General features: G+C 46.0%; 16 protein-coding genes and 1 pseudogene. 2 read left to right on the top strand and 15 right to left on the bottom strand.

The genetic code is table 11. The annotated features are described in order from the left end of the window. Window positions 1–23: 23 nt before the first annotated feature. Both nrfH and nrfA read left to right on the top strand, forming a co-directional pair. The gene (gene nrfH, locus GA520_RS19005) at window positions 24–554 is read left to right on the top strand and encodes a cytochrome c nitrite reductase small subunit (protein ID WP_163338818.1); all 531 of its coding nucleotides are present in this window, start codon (window positions 24–26) and stop codon (window positions 552–554) included. Between the two features lie 62 nt (window positions 555–616). Further along, entirely contained in the window at window positions 617–2,074 is a 1,458-nt protein-coding gene (gene nrfA, locus GA520_RS19000) for an ammonia-forming cytochrome c nitrite reductase (protein ID WP_370362806.1), read from the top strand. 126 nt (window positions 2,075–2,200) lie between these two features. Here nrfA and GA520_RS18995 read toward each other — a convergent pair whose 3' ends face one another. The 15 genes and pseudogenes from GA520_RS18995 to GA520_RS18925 form a co-directional block, all read right to left on the bottom strand. After that, window positions 2,201–2,737, bottom strand: coding sequence for an HPP family protein (locus tag GA520_RS18995; protein ID WP_163338816.1), 537 nt, complete (start codon window positions 2,735–2,737; stop codon window positions 2,201–2,203). Beyond that, the gene (locus tag GA520_RS18990) at window positions 2,738–3,364 is read right to left on the bottom strand and encodes a CBS domain-containing protein (protein ID WP_163338815.1); all 627 of its coding nucleotides are present in this window, start codon (window positions 3,362–3,364) and stop codon (window positions 2,738–2,740) included. It lies immediately after the preceding gene. Window positions 3,365–3,427: 63 nt separating this feature from the next. After that, window positions 3,428–4,126 carry a type 1 glutamine amidotransferase gene (locus GA520_RS18985; RefSeq protein WP_163338814.1) on the bottom strand — a complete coding sequence of 233 codons (699 nt, stop codon included), beginning with the start codon at window positions 4,124–4,126 and terminating at the stop codon, window positions 3,428–3,430. A 62-nt stretch (window positions 4,127–4,188) separates the two neighbouring features. Then, window positions 4,189–4,431 carry a hypothetical protein gene (locus GA520_RS18980; RefSeq protein WP_163338813.1) on the bottom strand — a complete coding sequence of 81 codons (243 nt, stop codon included), beginning with the start codon at window positions 4,429–4,431 and terminating at the stop codon, window positions 4,189–4,191. Beyond that, the gene (locus GA520_RS18975) at window positions 4,424–4,627 is read right to left on the bottom strand and encodes a hypothetical protein (RefSeq protein WP_163338812.1); all 204 of its coding nucleotides are present in this window, start codon (window positions 4,625–4,627) and stop codon (window positions 4,424–4,426) included. Before GA520_RS18975 ends, GA520_RS18980 begins: the two co-directional genes overlap by 8 nt. 148 nt (window positions 4,628–4,775) lie before the next feature. Then, entirely contained in the window at window positions 4,776–5,996 is a 1,221-nt protein-coding gene (gene dsrP, locus GA520_RS18970; RefSeq protein WP_163338811.1) for a sulfate reduction electron transfer complex DsrMKJOP subunit DsrP, read from the bottom strand. 12 nt (window positions 5,997–6,008) lie between these two features. Next, on the bottom strand, window positions 6,009–6,965 hold the full coding sequence (locus GA520_RS18965) for a 4Fe-4S dicluster domain-containing protein (protein ID WP_163338810.1): 957 nt from the start codon (window positions 6,963–6,965) through the stop codon (window positions 6,009–6,011). A gap of 12 nt (window positions 6,966–6,977) precedes the next feature. Continuing rightward, window positions 6,978–7,577 carry a cytochrome c3 family protein gene (locus GA520_RS18960; RefSeq protein ID WP_163338809.1) on the bottom strand — a complete coding sequence of 200 codons (600 nt, stop codon included), beginning with the start codon at window positions 7,575–7,577 and terminating at the stop codon, window positions 6,978–6,980. Between the two features lie 14 nt (window positions 7,578–7,591). Then, the gene (locus GA520_RS18955; protein WP_163338808.1) at window positions 7,592–8,245 is read right to left on the bottom strand and encodes a nitrate reductase cytochrome c-type subunit; all 654 of its coding nucleotides are present in this window, start codon (window positions 8,243–8,245) and stop codon (window positions 7,592–7,594) included. After that, window positions 8,242–10,560 (bottom strand): molybdopterin-dependent oxidoreductase, encoded by a 2,319-nt coding sequence (locus tag GA520_RS18950; RefSeq protein ID WP_163338807.1) that lies wholly within the window; start codon window positions 10,558–10,560, stop codon window positions 8,242–8,244. Before GA520_RS18950 ends, GA520_RS18955 begins: the two co-directional genes overlap by 4 nt. Window positions 10,561–10,579: 19 nt before the next feature. After that, window positions 10,580–10,813 (bottom strand): hypothetical protein, encoded by a 234-nt coding sequence (locus GA520_RS18945; RefSeq protein ID WP_163338806.1) that lies wholly within the window; start codon window positions 10,811–10,813, stop codon window positions 10,580–10,582. Window positions 10,814–11,213: 400 nt separating this feature from the next. Beyond that, the gene (locus tag GA520_RS18940; RefSeq protein WP_163338805.1) at window positions 11,214–12,218 is read right to left on the bottom strand and encodes a PP2C family serine/threonine-protein phosphatase; all 1,005 of its coding nucleotides are present in this window, start codon (window positions 12,216–12,218) and stop codon (window positions 11,214–11,216) included. Between the two features lie 60 nt (window positions 12,219–12,278). Further along, window positions 12,279–13,346, bottom strand: a complete 1,068-nt coding sequence (locus GA520_RS18935) for a serine/threonine-protein kinase (protein WP_240910177.1) — start codon at window positions 13,344–13,346, stop codon at window positions 12,279–12,281. Window positions 13,347–13,355: 9 nt separating this feature from the next. Then, window positions 13,356–13,817: pseudogene (locus GA520_RS27255) on the bottom strand (cyclic nucleotide-binding domain-containing protein); the annotation flags it as partial. Between the two features lie 200 nt (window positions 13,818–14,017). Next, window positions 14,018–14,800, bottom strand: a complete 783-nt coding sequence (locus tag GA520_RS18925) for a hemerythrin domain-containing protein (RefSeq protein WP_163338803.1) — start codon at window positions 14,798–14,800, stop codon at window positions 14,018–14,020. Window positions 14,801–14,910 lie beyond the last annotated feature (110 nt).

Below are 14,910 nucleotides of genomic sequence, written 5' to 3'. Positions count from 1 at the left end.
CTCACTCAATCAGGATTTCAATTATGAAAACAGGTAAAGTATTGATATTTAGTTCAATCACCGCTTTGACCGTTGCCTTGGTTATGTTTATCTACCTGGTTAACGCGTCCCAAGCGCTCTCTTACCTGTCAACCGACCCCAAGGCTTGTATTAATTGCCACGTAATGAATACTCAATACGCAACGTGGCAACATTCCTCCCATGGCAGGAGCGCAACATGTGTTGAATGCCACCTTCCCCGCGATACCGTATTGAACAAATATATGGCAAAAGCGCGCGACGGCTGGAATCATTCAGTTGCGTTTACAATGAACAGTTATGGACAAAACCTAATTATTAGTGAAGATGGTGCCAATCGTGTCCAAGCAAACTGTATATCCTGTCACGCCCGGTTGACGAAGGTAATAGTATCGAACGCCGAAAAATACCATGATTTTACTGGTACTACTCAAGCTGAACGTAAATGTTGGGAATGTCACCGGGATGTCCCACATGGTAAAGCAAGAAGCCTATCAACAACCCCGTACAATCTTGGTGTCAGGGGACAATACTAACGGAGGGGAACGTGAATTTTTTTAAAATAATCTTAAGTGTTTCTATACTTGCTATTATTGCGATGGGATTTTTAGCAAATTCTATTAGCGGTAAACAGGACGAGAAAGCTGCTATTAATACTAGTCCGGTGGTCAAAGCGGATGGGGTAGAGAGCAGAAATGAGGAGTGGGCAAAATACTTCCCACGCCAATACGACTCATGGAAGCAGACCAAAAAGAGCGATAAGATAACCGATATGCTTGAGGAAAAACCTCAGCTGGTGATTCTTTGGGCCGGCTATGGTTTTGCAAAAGATTACAATGCACCACGCGGGCATTTTTATGCCCTTCAGAGTAATATTAACACATTAAGAACAGGTTCACCTGTCGGCCCTGCAACCGGACCAATGCCAACCGCGTGCTGGACCTGTAAATCTCCGGATGTAGCAAGAGTTATTGATGAGCAGGGAGAAAACGAATATTTCACCGGAAAGTGGGCACGACTAGGCGATGAAATCGTTAATCCGATAGGTTGCGCTGACTGCCATGACAGCCAAACTGCCAATCTAGCGATCTCCAGACCATATTTAAAGCGAGCGCTTGAAGCAAACGGAAAGAATCTTGATGAGATCACCCATCAGGAAATGCGATCCTTAGTATGTGCTCAATGTCATTCTGAGTATTATTTCCTACCGACAGAATACACCGATACAAAGGGCGAAAAACAGGTCGCTAAAGTTGTTACCTTCCCGTGGGCTGAAGGGTTGAGCGCGGAGAACATGGAAGATTATTATAACGGTTATGATTTTAAAGACTGGACCCACAAGATCAGCAAAACCCCCATGCTGAAGGCCCAACACCCCGGGTATGAAATATTCAGCACCGGAATTCATGCAAAACGTGGAGTTTCATGTGCCGATTGCCACATGCCATATAAGCAAGAAGGCTCAGTCAAATACTCTGACCATCATATTACCAATCCGCTCGACAATATTGCCAACACCTGTCTCACCTGCCATCGTGAGAGTGAAGAGGAATTTAAGACACTGGTAAAGACCAAACTTGAGCGCAAAGAACAGTTAATGGAACTTGCCATGAACAGTCTCGCCAAGGCGCATCTTGAAGCCGGTAAGGCTTGGGATTCGGGTGCAACTGAGGATGAAATGGCAGATGTACTCGAACTTATTCGCTCTGGTCAGTGGCTTTGGGATTATTCAATTGCCAGTCACGGTTCTTTTTTCCATGCTCCAGAAGAGACTTTGCGACTTCTTGCAGTCGCCAATGACAAGGCTCAACAGGCAAGGTTAAAAATAGTGACTGTTCTTGCCGCTCATGGTGTTTTTAATTATGAAGCTCCCGACTTTTCCACAAAAGAAAAGGCACAGAAAATTGCCGGTGTTCCTCTGCAGAAACTGGTTGACGAAAAGTTGACGTTTAAAAGCACTTTGCTCCAGGAATGGAACCAGGAAGCAATTGAAAAAGGGAGGGTAAACCCAGGATCTAGAAAAGGAATGAGCGACAATACCTCGTATTCCAACTAAGCAGACTTTAGTCTAACAATCCAAGGAAGCCCTGGAAGATTTTTTTCCAGGGCTTATGGGGACATTTTTTCAGAGTAAAACAATTCTCCGTTAAAACAAAAAGCAGCTACACTTAACAATTTAATTTTACAGCCAAAATTCTGGATAACTTCTTTTCTTGGGTATGTTGTTGACCAATAGAGCAATGACCAACATTATCAGAGCTCCGATGCCGACAGGTAATACTACATAAAGGTAGCCTAAGTTATGTATCTTAGCTGAGCCGATTACTGCAATCAACGCCGTGGCACCACCTGGTGGATGCAAGGTTTTTGTTGCATGCATTACGGCTATTGCAGTGGCTACCGATAATGAAGAGGCCAGCCATAGCTGTTCTGGGAAGAGTTTATAAAATGTCACTCCAATAATTGCTGAGAGCACATGGCCACCGATAAAATTTCTGGGTTGTGCAAGAGGACTTTTCACAGCACCATAAATCAAAACTGCAGATGCCCCAAAAGAACCGATGAGCATAACGCTGTCCAATCCGTCAAACAGATTAAAGTGAATATATGAAACAGCTCCGATTCCTAAAAAAGCCCCGAGCCATGACCATAAAATCTCAGCAAAGCTCACCCTCGGTGGACTGATCGTGGAGCCCTTCATCTTTTCTAGATAACGCATTTACTGATCCTCATATTCTAAATGGGCTTCAAGAATGTCGGTCCTGGTAACAATTCCTGCAAGCTTTCCTTCATCATCGATGACCGGTAACCGATTAATTTTTGTCACCCTGTATAACTCCAGTGCATCCCGAACAGAGGCCGTTTCCTTAATAGTGACAGCTGGTGCTGTCATAATCTCGTTTGCCGTTACCGAGGTAATAGACTTCATTAAACATTTGTTGCTATGCAGACAGCCTGACAAAACTTGCCAGAACGATGCGCCGTCTTTCCCACTTAATTTGTTAAATATATCTTTCTCAGAGACGACCCCTACAGGTTGTTCAGCATCATTTATGACAGGAAGACCGGATACAGAATTGTCTGCAAGTGTACCTATTATTTCTTCAAGTTTTGCAGCGGCTGTTATAGTGGCAACATCTACCTGCATGATCTCCCTGACAGGAGTAGAGCGGAGAAAGCGCTCACGAGCAAGCTTCATTGCTCGTGTGTATAATTCCCGAAAATCTTGAACAGAAATATCAAGATATCCCTCAATCTCCTTCATTGCCCCGATAACATCATCGTCGGACAGATGGAACGCATTAGCCGAATTGAGGGTTTCTTCTAGTTGTTTATTCTCAATCACAACAGCACCTTGTGTCAATCAATTAAGTGGTGTAGTTAGCCGATACTAACGTTAGAATTCGTATTAGCTTATGCTTTTATGTAAATAGGAGAGAATATCAGCCATCAACTTATTTATGCTATTATATCGACCCGTTGAAGCAGAAAGAATATCCGTTTCTTTTTGAATATATCTCCCATCAACAAGTTCATCATGACAGTTTTCAACGAGAGCTTCTGCAGAGTTTGGTGTTGTCTCTAGATGGAATTGCAGACCAATTACATTTCTGCCTATCTGAAACGCTTGATTTTTACACCCTTGACTTCTTGCTATTTGCACCGCTCCTTGGGGCAGGGTAAATGTTTCTCCATGCCAGTGAAAAACAACGACTTCTTCGGGAAACTGAAAAGTAGAATCAGTTGATGTTTTTACGAAATGTACTGGGAACCACCCAATTTCCTTTTCTGAGTTAGGATAGACTTCAGCTTCTTTTAACTTCGCAATAAGTTGTGCTCCCAGGCAAATACCCAAGACAGGTTTTTTCTTCTCAATTACCTTCCGTACAAACGCCATTTCATCTAATAGCCATTGATAGTCCTGTACATCATTCACACTCATGGGGCCACCAAGGACTATGAGGAGGTCAATCTCATCAACATCAGGAAGCTTGGCTGATGGTTGGTAGAGTTGAGTACTGGTTATTTCATATCCGGAGTTGTTCAACCAATTTTCAATGCTTCCAAGACCCTCAAAGGGGACGTGCTGTAAATAGTGCGCTCTCATTCTCTCTAAAAAGTACCCTCAGGTGTTTCAACAACTCTTCTGTTTTTTAGATGCTAATTCCCTCAGCACTGCATTTTTCGCCATCCTTGTTGACTGAATCGTTGCTCTCTGTCCATTCCCCAACTTTTCATAGCATTCAGGTAGGCCTTCATATCTATTTTTGCCAACTTGAGGATTTCAGCACGTTCAATATTTCTGGTTTCACCATCGTTTGGAGTTATCCCAACCCAGGTAACATACCCGTGATCAAACACCCAGTTGGCGGAGAGATCGGCAGGTGGCATACCAAAAGTTGAACTATACATGTTTGATGTGGTCCATATTCAGGACCAGAACCCAACCATTGTCGACAATTCGATCGTGGTTGCCGTTCAACTCCATCGCACTACAATCTGGACAATACAAATGATCGAGTGCCTGATTATCAAGAAGCATTTTTCCGAAAAATATTTCAGCACTTTTCCGGCCGCATTCACAACGCATATGATAGCTTTCACACATAATTACTCTCCGAAAGTAAATTACTGCTCATGATTCAGCGACAGATTTTCTGACGAGGTTTCTTTCATTATATTTGAGGAATTATGCTTTCCCATTGATCTATATCAATTGGATTACATTTTATCTGCCGCACTCATTTGAGATCTATCTAATGGCTGCCACCATAATCCTGCTCAATGATGAGTGCTGCACGAATCAGCCAGGTGACAATGGTTATGCCCAGGGCAAATACGCCAAACGTTACGCATAGTTCAACCCAACTGGGAAGATAATCGACCACTTCCCCCAGCGGGCTCGGCAAGAAACCAGGCACAATCAGCCCGATTCCTTTTTCCATCCAGATGGCAATGAATAAGAAAAGACAGGCAGGTAGGAGTACTTTCGGGTTGTTTTTCCCGGGATTAAAGGCGAGAACAAGTGTTGAGAACAGATTCACCCCTATAGAGGTCCATATCCACGGCACCAGGGCACCATGTCCATCCATGCCAAAAAAGAGATACACTGCAGAGCTGGAATGATGGGTGGGAAAGTAGAACTCTTTAAATATTTCTGAAAAGAGCATGAGAAGATTAATGATTGCAGATATAACAATTATCAGCCTCAATTTGTTGAATACGCTTCGATCAATCTTGTATGTGGTTGAACTGTGTATAACGGCAAGAATAAGGGTTATCAATGCAGGGCCTGCAGCAAAGGCAGAGGCAAGAAATCTCGGTCCCATCAAGGGATTGTTCCAGAACGGACGAGCAGGTAATCCCTGATATAAAAATGCAGTAACCATGTGTATGGAGAAGGCCCAGAAGATAGAAAGAAAGACAAATGGTCGATACTTCCTTTCATCAGCGGGTCGTCCCTTGTAATGGCAATAAAGGATATAGGCAGGAACCAGTGCATTGAGCAGCAGGTAGCCATTGATTACAACAACATCCCAGGCAAGAATGGAGGATGGAAAATTAAAAAGCCCGATTCCAGGAATCAGATGCCAAGCCTGCAGCGGCCCACCGAGATCAACGGTAATGAATGTCAGGCACATAACGAGTGCACCCACCGCTACTCCTTCACCGATAATCACTACCCTGTGAAACTCTGGATCGTGGAATACATAAGCCGGGAGGATGAGCATTACTGCTGCCGCAGCTACACCAACCAGAAAAGTGAAGTTGGATATGTAGAATCCCCAGCTGACGATATCATTCATACCGGTAACGGAGAGCCCATATCTGGCCTGATGAGAGTACGCGAATATACCAAGACCGATGAGTGCCAGTAAAACAAGACGGAACAATTGAAAGCCAAAACTTCCTTTCAAGTTCCACTTGATGACATCGAGAACGAATGTTCTGAGATTTTTTTCATGCAGTGGTCGCATCACTTCCCCTTATTAATCAATAAAATACCAGAACTTTGGTTGGGTACCCAATTCTTCCTTCATCCTGAACACCTTCTTGTGTTTGAGGACATAGCGAATCTCACTCTCGGGATCAAGAAGATTACCAAACACCCGTGCCCCCGTAGGACAAGCTTCGACACATGCGGGCAAACGACCTTTCCTGGTCCTCTGGATGCAGAATGTGCACTTCTCCATCTTGCCTTTGGGCCGGATACGGTTGCCTAAATAATGCTGCCTGCGAGTGACTTCTTCTTCTGGTATTTCGGACTTTCCCCAGTTGAAGCGTCTCCCATAGTAGGGACATGCAGCCTGGCAGTAGCGGCAACCAATACACCAGTCGTAATCCACGACGACTATACCATCCGGTTCTTTCCAGGTCGCCTTAGTGGGACACGCCTTTGTACACGGAGCATTTTCACAATGAAAACATTGCGTTCCCATATAGAATTTATTTTCCACCGGTACTTCATGGTAGTACTGGCCATCACCAGTACTTGGGTCCAGCTGTCCCGGTTCCATCTCAAAAATTCGGATATACTGTGTGTCCGTCTTGCGGTCTAAATTGTTTTCTTTAACACACGCGGTGACGCACTCCATAAATCCTTCACATCTCGTGATATTAAACGCATACCCATACAAGACGTTATCAAGAGGCGGATAGCTGCCCATCTGGATATCCCGGTTGTCACGCAGCTTTGCAAGTCGCTCAAGCCTTGCTACAGTGGCATCCTTCTCATCCTGTGTCATAAGGCGATAGTTTTTCTTGAAGAATTCCTGCCAGCGCAGCTTCAGCTCTTCGGAACCTGCAGCTTCGACTGTGGGGATACACCCGGTTGTCAATGCCGCACTACCAGCTGCTGCTGCCAGTCCTTTAAGAAAAGTTCTTCTGTTACTTGTCTTTTCCATCATTTGCTGGCATGAATCTTGTTTGCTTTTGTCTGCAGTCATAAATATCCCCTATCAGTCCAACGGTACCGAATAGGTTGCCGGAAATCGTTTTGTGAACCGAGGTGAATGTGGATTATGGCATGATGTACAATTAAAGATTACTCGCTCGCCGGCCCAGTTTGTCGCTCGTTTCCCATGGGCACCGCCCAGCCAGTCGCTCTTCTGCCTGAAATGGCATTGACCGCAGAGTTTATAGCTGTGATTGTAATCAATTTTGCTGCCTTTCTTATCTTCAAGAAAATCCCTCTCCTCATCATGATGACAGTCAATACAGCTCAACTTATTATTTTGCCCATGCTCAAGAACCACATCACCATGGGTGAGTTCCAGACCATTTCGTGCAAGCACCGGTTTGTCGGTATGACAGCTGCTGCATTTGTACCTGCCGATCTTCTTCTTTCTTTCCAGAACCCGAAAGGATCCACCCTGGTACATCTCATCTGCCAATACAGACTCCTCGGTTACTTCCCTCATTAAGGGAACGGAGCGAGAATCAAAATGGTTCTCCGCCTCCTTCACCTCATCAAGGAATGAACTTTCGCTCGCAATACTGATCACTGAAGTTGCCGTTAAAGCAATCAACAGAAACAGTGAACCAAGTAGTTTTTTCATATTTCCCACGCTGATTATTTTCTTGAAAACTCTAGTGGTACTGAAGTCTTTACATTTATCGCGTGACACTGCCTGCAATCTCCACGTGATGCATGCGAAACCCGTATCTCAGCCACAGCACCTGGACCTGTATGGCAGGCAATACAATTCTCTCTTAGCTGCAAGCTGTGGGGAACCGGTGGAGGAGAGCTCGGTAAAGATGATTGACCGAGCCTGGGGGGCGAAAGAGACTTCCACTCCGACTCGACAAAGAGTCTCTCAGTCGTAACCTGAGCATGACACTGATAGCAAAGAGTGTTTTCAGGATGAGGTGTTACCGGTACAAAGCTGCCAAACTCAGGACTGTAACCGCCTTTCTCATGACAGGATAAGCAATCGGTTTCCTTGCCGCTAAAGGTGAGATCGACTTCATGTGGAATCCGAGGAGGGGAGCCCGGATATTGCCTGAGCCCGTAAAATTTATTCAGATTTCTGCTGCCTGAGTCGGCTTCAAGGTTCTGAACCGGCGTTGCTTTTTGGGCATCGAAAATCTTCTTTCCCTGATTATCATAGTTTTCCGGTACTTGAGAACCGGATTTTCCATCAACAACTGCAAAAAAGAAGAGGGTGGCCGAAAGTGCAATTACACTCATAATCGGTTTTATTTTTCTTTCTTGAGGATCCATCATGCTTTCTCCAGTCTGACAGCACATTTTTTATAATCAGGCTGTTTTGATATGGGACAGAAGGCATCAAGCGTGACTTCATTAATGAGATAACTCTCATCAAAAAACGGAACAAAGACCATTCCACGCACAGGAACACCTCTTCCGTTTATTTGCGCGGGCATAGTAATTTCACCACGCCGTGAAATGATTTTCACCATCTCACCGTTCACAACACCAAGCTCTGCTGCATCTTCCGGATGAATTTCAACATAGGAAGACGGTACGGCATTATGAAGCACCGGCACACGTCTTGTCATCGAACCGGTGTGCCAGTGTTCTATGACTCTGCCCGTATTGAGCCAGAAGTTGTACTCACTGTCTGGTGACTCTGCTGCCGGCTCATAGGGGCGAGCCCAGATCCACGCCCGATTGTCTTTCTTGCCATAAAAGTGAAAATCTTTCCCGTTGGTACAGGCAGGGTCATGTTCAGGGTTAAACCTCCACCGGGTCTCTTTGCCGTTAACAAACGGCCATTGGACACCGGATCGTTGATTCAAAACTGTATATGGTGCCATTTCGTGCTTCGGCCCCGCGTGAAAGAGTCTGTATTCTTCCCATATCTTCCCGATATAGTCACTCTTGTCCCAGGGGAATTGCTTCTCGAACCCCAGCCTGCGTGCAACCTCTATGAGCTGCCAGGTGTCAGACATTGCGTCTCCCGGGGGATCGACAATCTGCGTGAAATGCTGAGTGCGCCGCTCTGAATTACCATACATCCCTTCCTGCTCAATCCACATGGCTGCAGGCAATATTACGTCGGCGACATCCGTGGTTGGGGTTGGGTAAACATCAGAAACGACAACGAAGCGGTCATCTTTTAAGGCACCGTCCCGATATCGTTTTAAGTTGGGCATTGTAACCATAGGGTTGGTTACTTGAATCCAGATAAATTTAATATCACCACGGTCCAGAGCGCGAAACATCTCAACAGTATGATAGGTGGGTTTCGGGTCGATATTACTTAGCGGCACATCCCAGATCTTCGCTGCCATTTCCCGGTCATGCTCATTCATAACCACACCGTGCGGCAACCTGTTTGTCAGGGTCCCGACTTCTCGTACTGTCCCACAGGCGCTTGGCTGACCGGTCAGAGAAAATGGGCTGTTTCCAGGGGTTGAAATTTTCCCGACAAGGAGGTGGATATTGTAGACCAGATTGTTGATCCAGGTCCCTCTTGTATGCTGATTCATCCCCATACACCAGAATGATGTCACCTTGAGAGAAGGGTCACCATAGAGAGCGGCAAGATATTTGATGTCTTTTGCAGGAACACCGGAAATCTTCTCAACTTTATCAGGTGTGTAATCCTCGAGAAACTCTTTAAATTCATCAAAATTGATCCCTTCAGCCTCATCTTTGAAGGCAAAGTGATCTTCAGTGCCGTACCCGATATTGGTCTTACCCTTGTGGAACGAGACATGCTCGTTGACAAAATTCCAGTTCACCCTGTCGTTGCGAATAATTTCATAACAGATTGCATTTGCCACGGCCAAATCTGTCTGAGGCTTGAAAATGATTGACGAATCAGCGGCCTGGCTTGTCCGTGTGTGTCGTGTGGCAAAATCGATTATTTTTACGTTGCTTCGTCTTTTTCTGTTCGCGATCATGCGTGAGAAAAGCACCGGATGCATCTCTGCCATGTTGTTGCCCCAGGTGATAAAGACATTTGCATGATCGATGTCTTCATAGCACCCCATAGGCTCATCGATACCAAATGACGTCATAAAGCCTGTAACGGCACTTGCCATACAGAGTCTTGCATTGGCTTCGACGTTATTGGTACCGAGACAACCTTTAAACAGCTTCGATGCAACATACCCATCCGGGATGGTCCACTGCCCGGAACCATATATCGCTACGGAATCTTTACCGTGCGCATCTTTTGTTTCCTGAAGTTTTCGGGCAACAAGGTCAAGTGCCTCTTGAATCGGCACTTCAACCATTTCTCCATTCTTTCTGACCTTGGCTTTTGTGAGTCGGTCCTTCCCGTACAGAGCCTGTACAGAATGGTATCCCTTCATACAACAAAGCCCTTTATTTACGCTGCAGTTTGGATCACCTTTCACGGCGACCGCTTTACCGTCACTTACCCCGACGAGAACGCCGCAGCCGGTACCGCAAAAACGGCACGGGGACTTTTGCCATGAAATAATTCCTGTATTATTTGCCAGCTTGGACCAGTCACCAAAACTCACTCCAGGAAAGATTGCTCCGGCTGTTGCAAATGCACTGCTTATGGCAGCCTGTTTGATAAACTCTCTTCTATCAAGTTTCATGGTTGCGTGTTCTCCCTTATCAGACTTTTTCGTTATAGCCGAAGGACAAGCTCAAGGAATGCAGGCACTCCAAACCTTTAAGCTTCTTTTGCAGTTCTTTTTCCACCGATTCATCTGGGGTGTCAGTCACTAAAACAACAATATCCCTATTATCCGCGGGAATAATTTGACAGTGTTCTATTTTGGCGAGTTCGGCACACAAGACATCTCTGGCACCGTCTTTTGGTATGGCAAGATAGCTGAAGATTGGCATAGTACTCCTATAGTTAAATGGCTGTACTACAACGTGATAATTATACTTTATCAGAACGAAGAAAAAAAAGATTGATTTAAATCAATTTTCCTTAACAAAAAAAATCTGGATTAATTGACAACTTTGGGGGAGTAACAACATGACTACGAACCAAGCACAGACAGCTATATATGCCTGGATCGAAAAATCGTAGATTCTCTTCCTTACCTTCTCAGGCAAACCTCTTCGCCTCTCCCTCTAAGCTGATATCCAGCCAATTAAATTCTCATCATTCATCAAAATACGTGAACAATTACATAAGTATAAGATCAATTTAAAACCTGGCGATACGGGTGCCGTTCGGGATCTATGCGTAACGAACGAAGAACACGTTCATGCTGTGGTTCCGCACTACTGCCGGTTATCCAGGGAGGTATCTGGCAAGAATCAGGGTGATATTATCCGTTCCTCCTCGTTCCAGAGCGTCGTTGATAAGTACGTCTGCGACTGTTTTCAGGTTTGGTTCAGACTGCAGTTTCAAAACTATCTGCTCAGGCAGCACAAGGTTGTGAAATCCATCTGTGGAGAGCAGGAGGATATCGTCTGATTCAAGTTTGAGTGAACCAGTCTCTGGACCATCCAGGATATCTCCTAAAGATTGATCCAGGATGTTTCGTGAGTAATGCTCCGCAACTTCCTCGGGTGTAATCTCTCCCTCTTCAACTAAATATCGTGCAAGGTTCTGGTCTTCGGTCACCTGCTTGATAATCCCATTTCGATAAACGGACAACCGGCTGTCGCCAACATGAACCCAACTTACCCGGCAATCCCTGATGAGTACGCAGAGAAGAGTCGTGCCCATGCCTTCTAGACCTTCATCCTCTTCGGCGGCGGCAAGTATAAAGCGATCTGTTTCAACGGCTAGGGCTGAAAGAACCTCCTCCTCCTGGCCTACTGGAACCTGCTGTAGGCTGGCAAGTCTGCTTCTCAGAATTTCAGCGGCATACTCCCCCGCAGCTTGTCCACCCAGGCCGTCGGCGACTGCGAAAAGTAAGGAGTCGTCCTTGAGTCTTTTGTAATAGTACCGGTCCTCATTGGTTTTCTTGACATACCCTATATGGGTTGCGGCATAAAAAGAGATATCTTTTTCTGCCTTTTTGAATGAGTGTTCTTCTTTCTGTACTTTCTGGTAGAAGCTGCAGTTTTTGCAGGTATCAATTTTCTCAGCGAAAGTGCCCATGATCTCATTATCGCAGAAGGTGCCTGCTACCAACCAGCACGAACGGCCTGCGTTTATGCCGTTGTTGAAGGTGTCAAATACATTTCCTACTGCCGCCGGACATATTCCTTCCGTATCGGCTTTCGCGCCACCTGGTTCACGACCGCATTTTTTATGCTGCCAGCAGTTTGTTTTCAACCTTGCCATTACCTTGCCACACTAAATAGTTTTGTCGTCTGTCTTTCCCTTTATTCCAAATATTTGGGATCAGGATTCATCAATGCCGATGCCAAGGCTTTTCGCCCTAAGTCTTAACTCTGCCATGAAACACTCGAACTCCTGCTGCTGTTTCGCGGAATATCTCAACGTTACCGTTGCACCTTGCTGGTGTTTTTCCAGCGTGAGCGCCGTTGCCGGTTCTGGCTTCGGCAGAGCTTCCAGGTCATTGATCAGTTCAGGTACAGTGTGGTACCGTTGGCTTCTGTCGTGATGACAGGCTTTTATGATAATCCGGCGCAGTTCCGTATGAATATCAGGCACCAAAGCGGCCGGATCGACCATTGTCCTCGGCCCGCCTCCCTGAAATATCGCCATTATCTCATCGGCTGAAAACGGGGTCTTGCCGGTGAGGAGTTCAAAGGCGGTTATACCCAAGGCGTAAATGTCTGTCTTGCAATCGGCTCTGCCTCCTTCGAGGAGTTCAGGGGCTTGATAGGTGAGTTTTCCCCCAATCTGTTCGTCATCAGTGCCAACGGGACAAGCCAGACCGAAATCCAGTATCTTGATACGGTCATCCGGCAATACCATGATGTTGTCAGCGTGAATATCCCGGTGAATGATTTCCCGTCTGTGGGCATATGCCAGGCCTTTGCAGATCTGGAGAGTGTATTTTATTGTTAGGAGCTGGGGAATCCTTCCCACTCGTCTGAGGAGGCTGCTCAAGGATTCTCCTTCAAGACATTCAGAGACAATAAAGACTGTTTTGTACCGTTCCTCAAAGTCGTAAACCTTGAGAATATTGCTATGACTGAGTGAGGCGATGATCTGCGCTTCATGGCGAAAATTTTCTAGGAAACTCGAGTCGACAATCATGTGGTGGCGCATCATTTTGATCGCCACCACCATCTTCAGATCACGATGTATAGCCTTGTAAACAATGGAATACGCTCCTCTTCCAATGATATCGGTGGCAATATATTTACCGATTTCTCTGTCGGCCACCGGTCGTTTTGAGTCAAACTGACTCGCCACGATTTCTGTGACCAGGGCAAGAAGATCCTGGTTGTTTTTGGATATATTGTCGATTTGATGTTTGTGGAGAACCCACAGGTGCATGTCTGTTTCCGCTTCGACATGTGCCTCATGCGGCTCGCCGGTAAACAGGCCACGGATGCCGACGATATCGCCGCGGCTCCAATGCCCGGCAGGATGGAGGGAACCATTCTTCTCTACAACAGTCATGCATGTCCCTTCCTGGATTATATAAGCGGTATCTCCAACAACTCCCTGGATCAGGAAACGCTCACCGGCCTTTACCCATTTATAGGCCAGTTCCCCAAGGAAAGAGGCATCGTTTGTATCGGTCAGAAACTTGAGCAGCTTGGTCGGGCGGTTACTTACGCTTTCCTGGCGGCTGACAATCTTGAAGAAATCGCATTTAACGCACGATTCCCGTTTGCTTTGAAATGCACCCTGTTTTTTCCCTTCACACAGAGTGCCGGTGACGGCCCAGCAAATTCTCCCGCCATTGACCCCGCTGTTGATTCCGTTGAAAGATTCATCGACGGCAGCAGGGCACGTCCCCATATCCTGGACGTTGATGCCATTCGGCTCCCTCCCGCATTTTTTGAAATCCCAGCAATTGATGAGTCTATTTTCATGCATAAAAGTAGATTGGCAAATGGGGTTCAGGCAGCAAGTACTGCTGTAGGGTAACTCGGTATGCAGCCAGGTCGGTTTCGGCCAGTGCCTGGATTTCTTCCCGTTCCCTGTTTCGAGTCAAAGTGTCATCCATTCATCTGTTGTTCCAGTCTTTTGACGAAGCTGCGAAACGCATGATCATCGATAACAAGGTTTCTGTCGGATTTTTCAAAACGCGTTACGAGTTCCAGATGTTCTTTCTCCGTCAGTCTGCTGTCAAGCCAGGGGAAAAGTATTTCATTCTCTTTATGGATATGCTCTGTCAGGAGATCTGCATATTCCTGCAGATTAGAGGTGAAAACTTCAGTGTTCTGTGAATTGAGGGCAGAAACCATTTCCTGAACAAGAGCTCGTGCTCTCCGGTGATCCTCATAAATAACTTCGAATATGTCAACAGTGTCATCGAAATAGCTGAAAAGGATACCCTCTTCCTTACCGTGATGCAGCCGGTCGGCATAAATGCGGATGAATTGCACGCCTTTTTCCGCCGTCTGACGATCATCTGCCGAAGCGAGGTCGAGGTGTGTAGCGATGGCTGGAATCAGCGCCAGCCATCGCTTGATGAGTTTATGCTCATCCACAAGGATCTGGATTGGAATGGAATATTCTTTTCTTTCAGGAGATACCATGCCTCGAGTTGTGAAAGGAGTAGCAGGCATATTTTTATCAGGAGCGAGCACTGCTTCGATACGACGAATCATCTCATCTTCCGTTTCCTGGGGCAGTCGGTGGATCTCGACAACATCCTTCAACCGGCAGACACCGATGGTGCAAGGTCCGCAACCTATACCGTATTCCTCGAGTACACTTCCAACTTCGGGAAATTCAGCGATGATTTCCTTGATCCCTCTATTTGCATATTCTTTCACGATGGACCTCTCTGCTAACCCTTTATTTTGAGTCTATTGCTACAGTTATAAAACGATGTTAGCCGAGATGGACAAAAGCCGCCTTGACTTGTGTCAAGATTCGGCCAGTC

The organism is Desulfopila sp. IMCC35008, from assembly GCF_010646885.2.
Lineage (GTDB): Bacteria > Desulfobacterota > Desulfobulbia > Desulfobulbales > Desulfocapsaceae > Desulfopila.
Note: the sequence above shows the minus strand (reverse complement) of the source record. Positions and strands in the feature narration are given on the sequence as shown.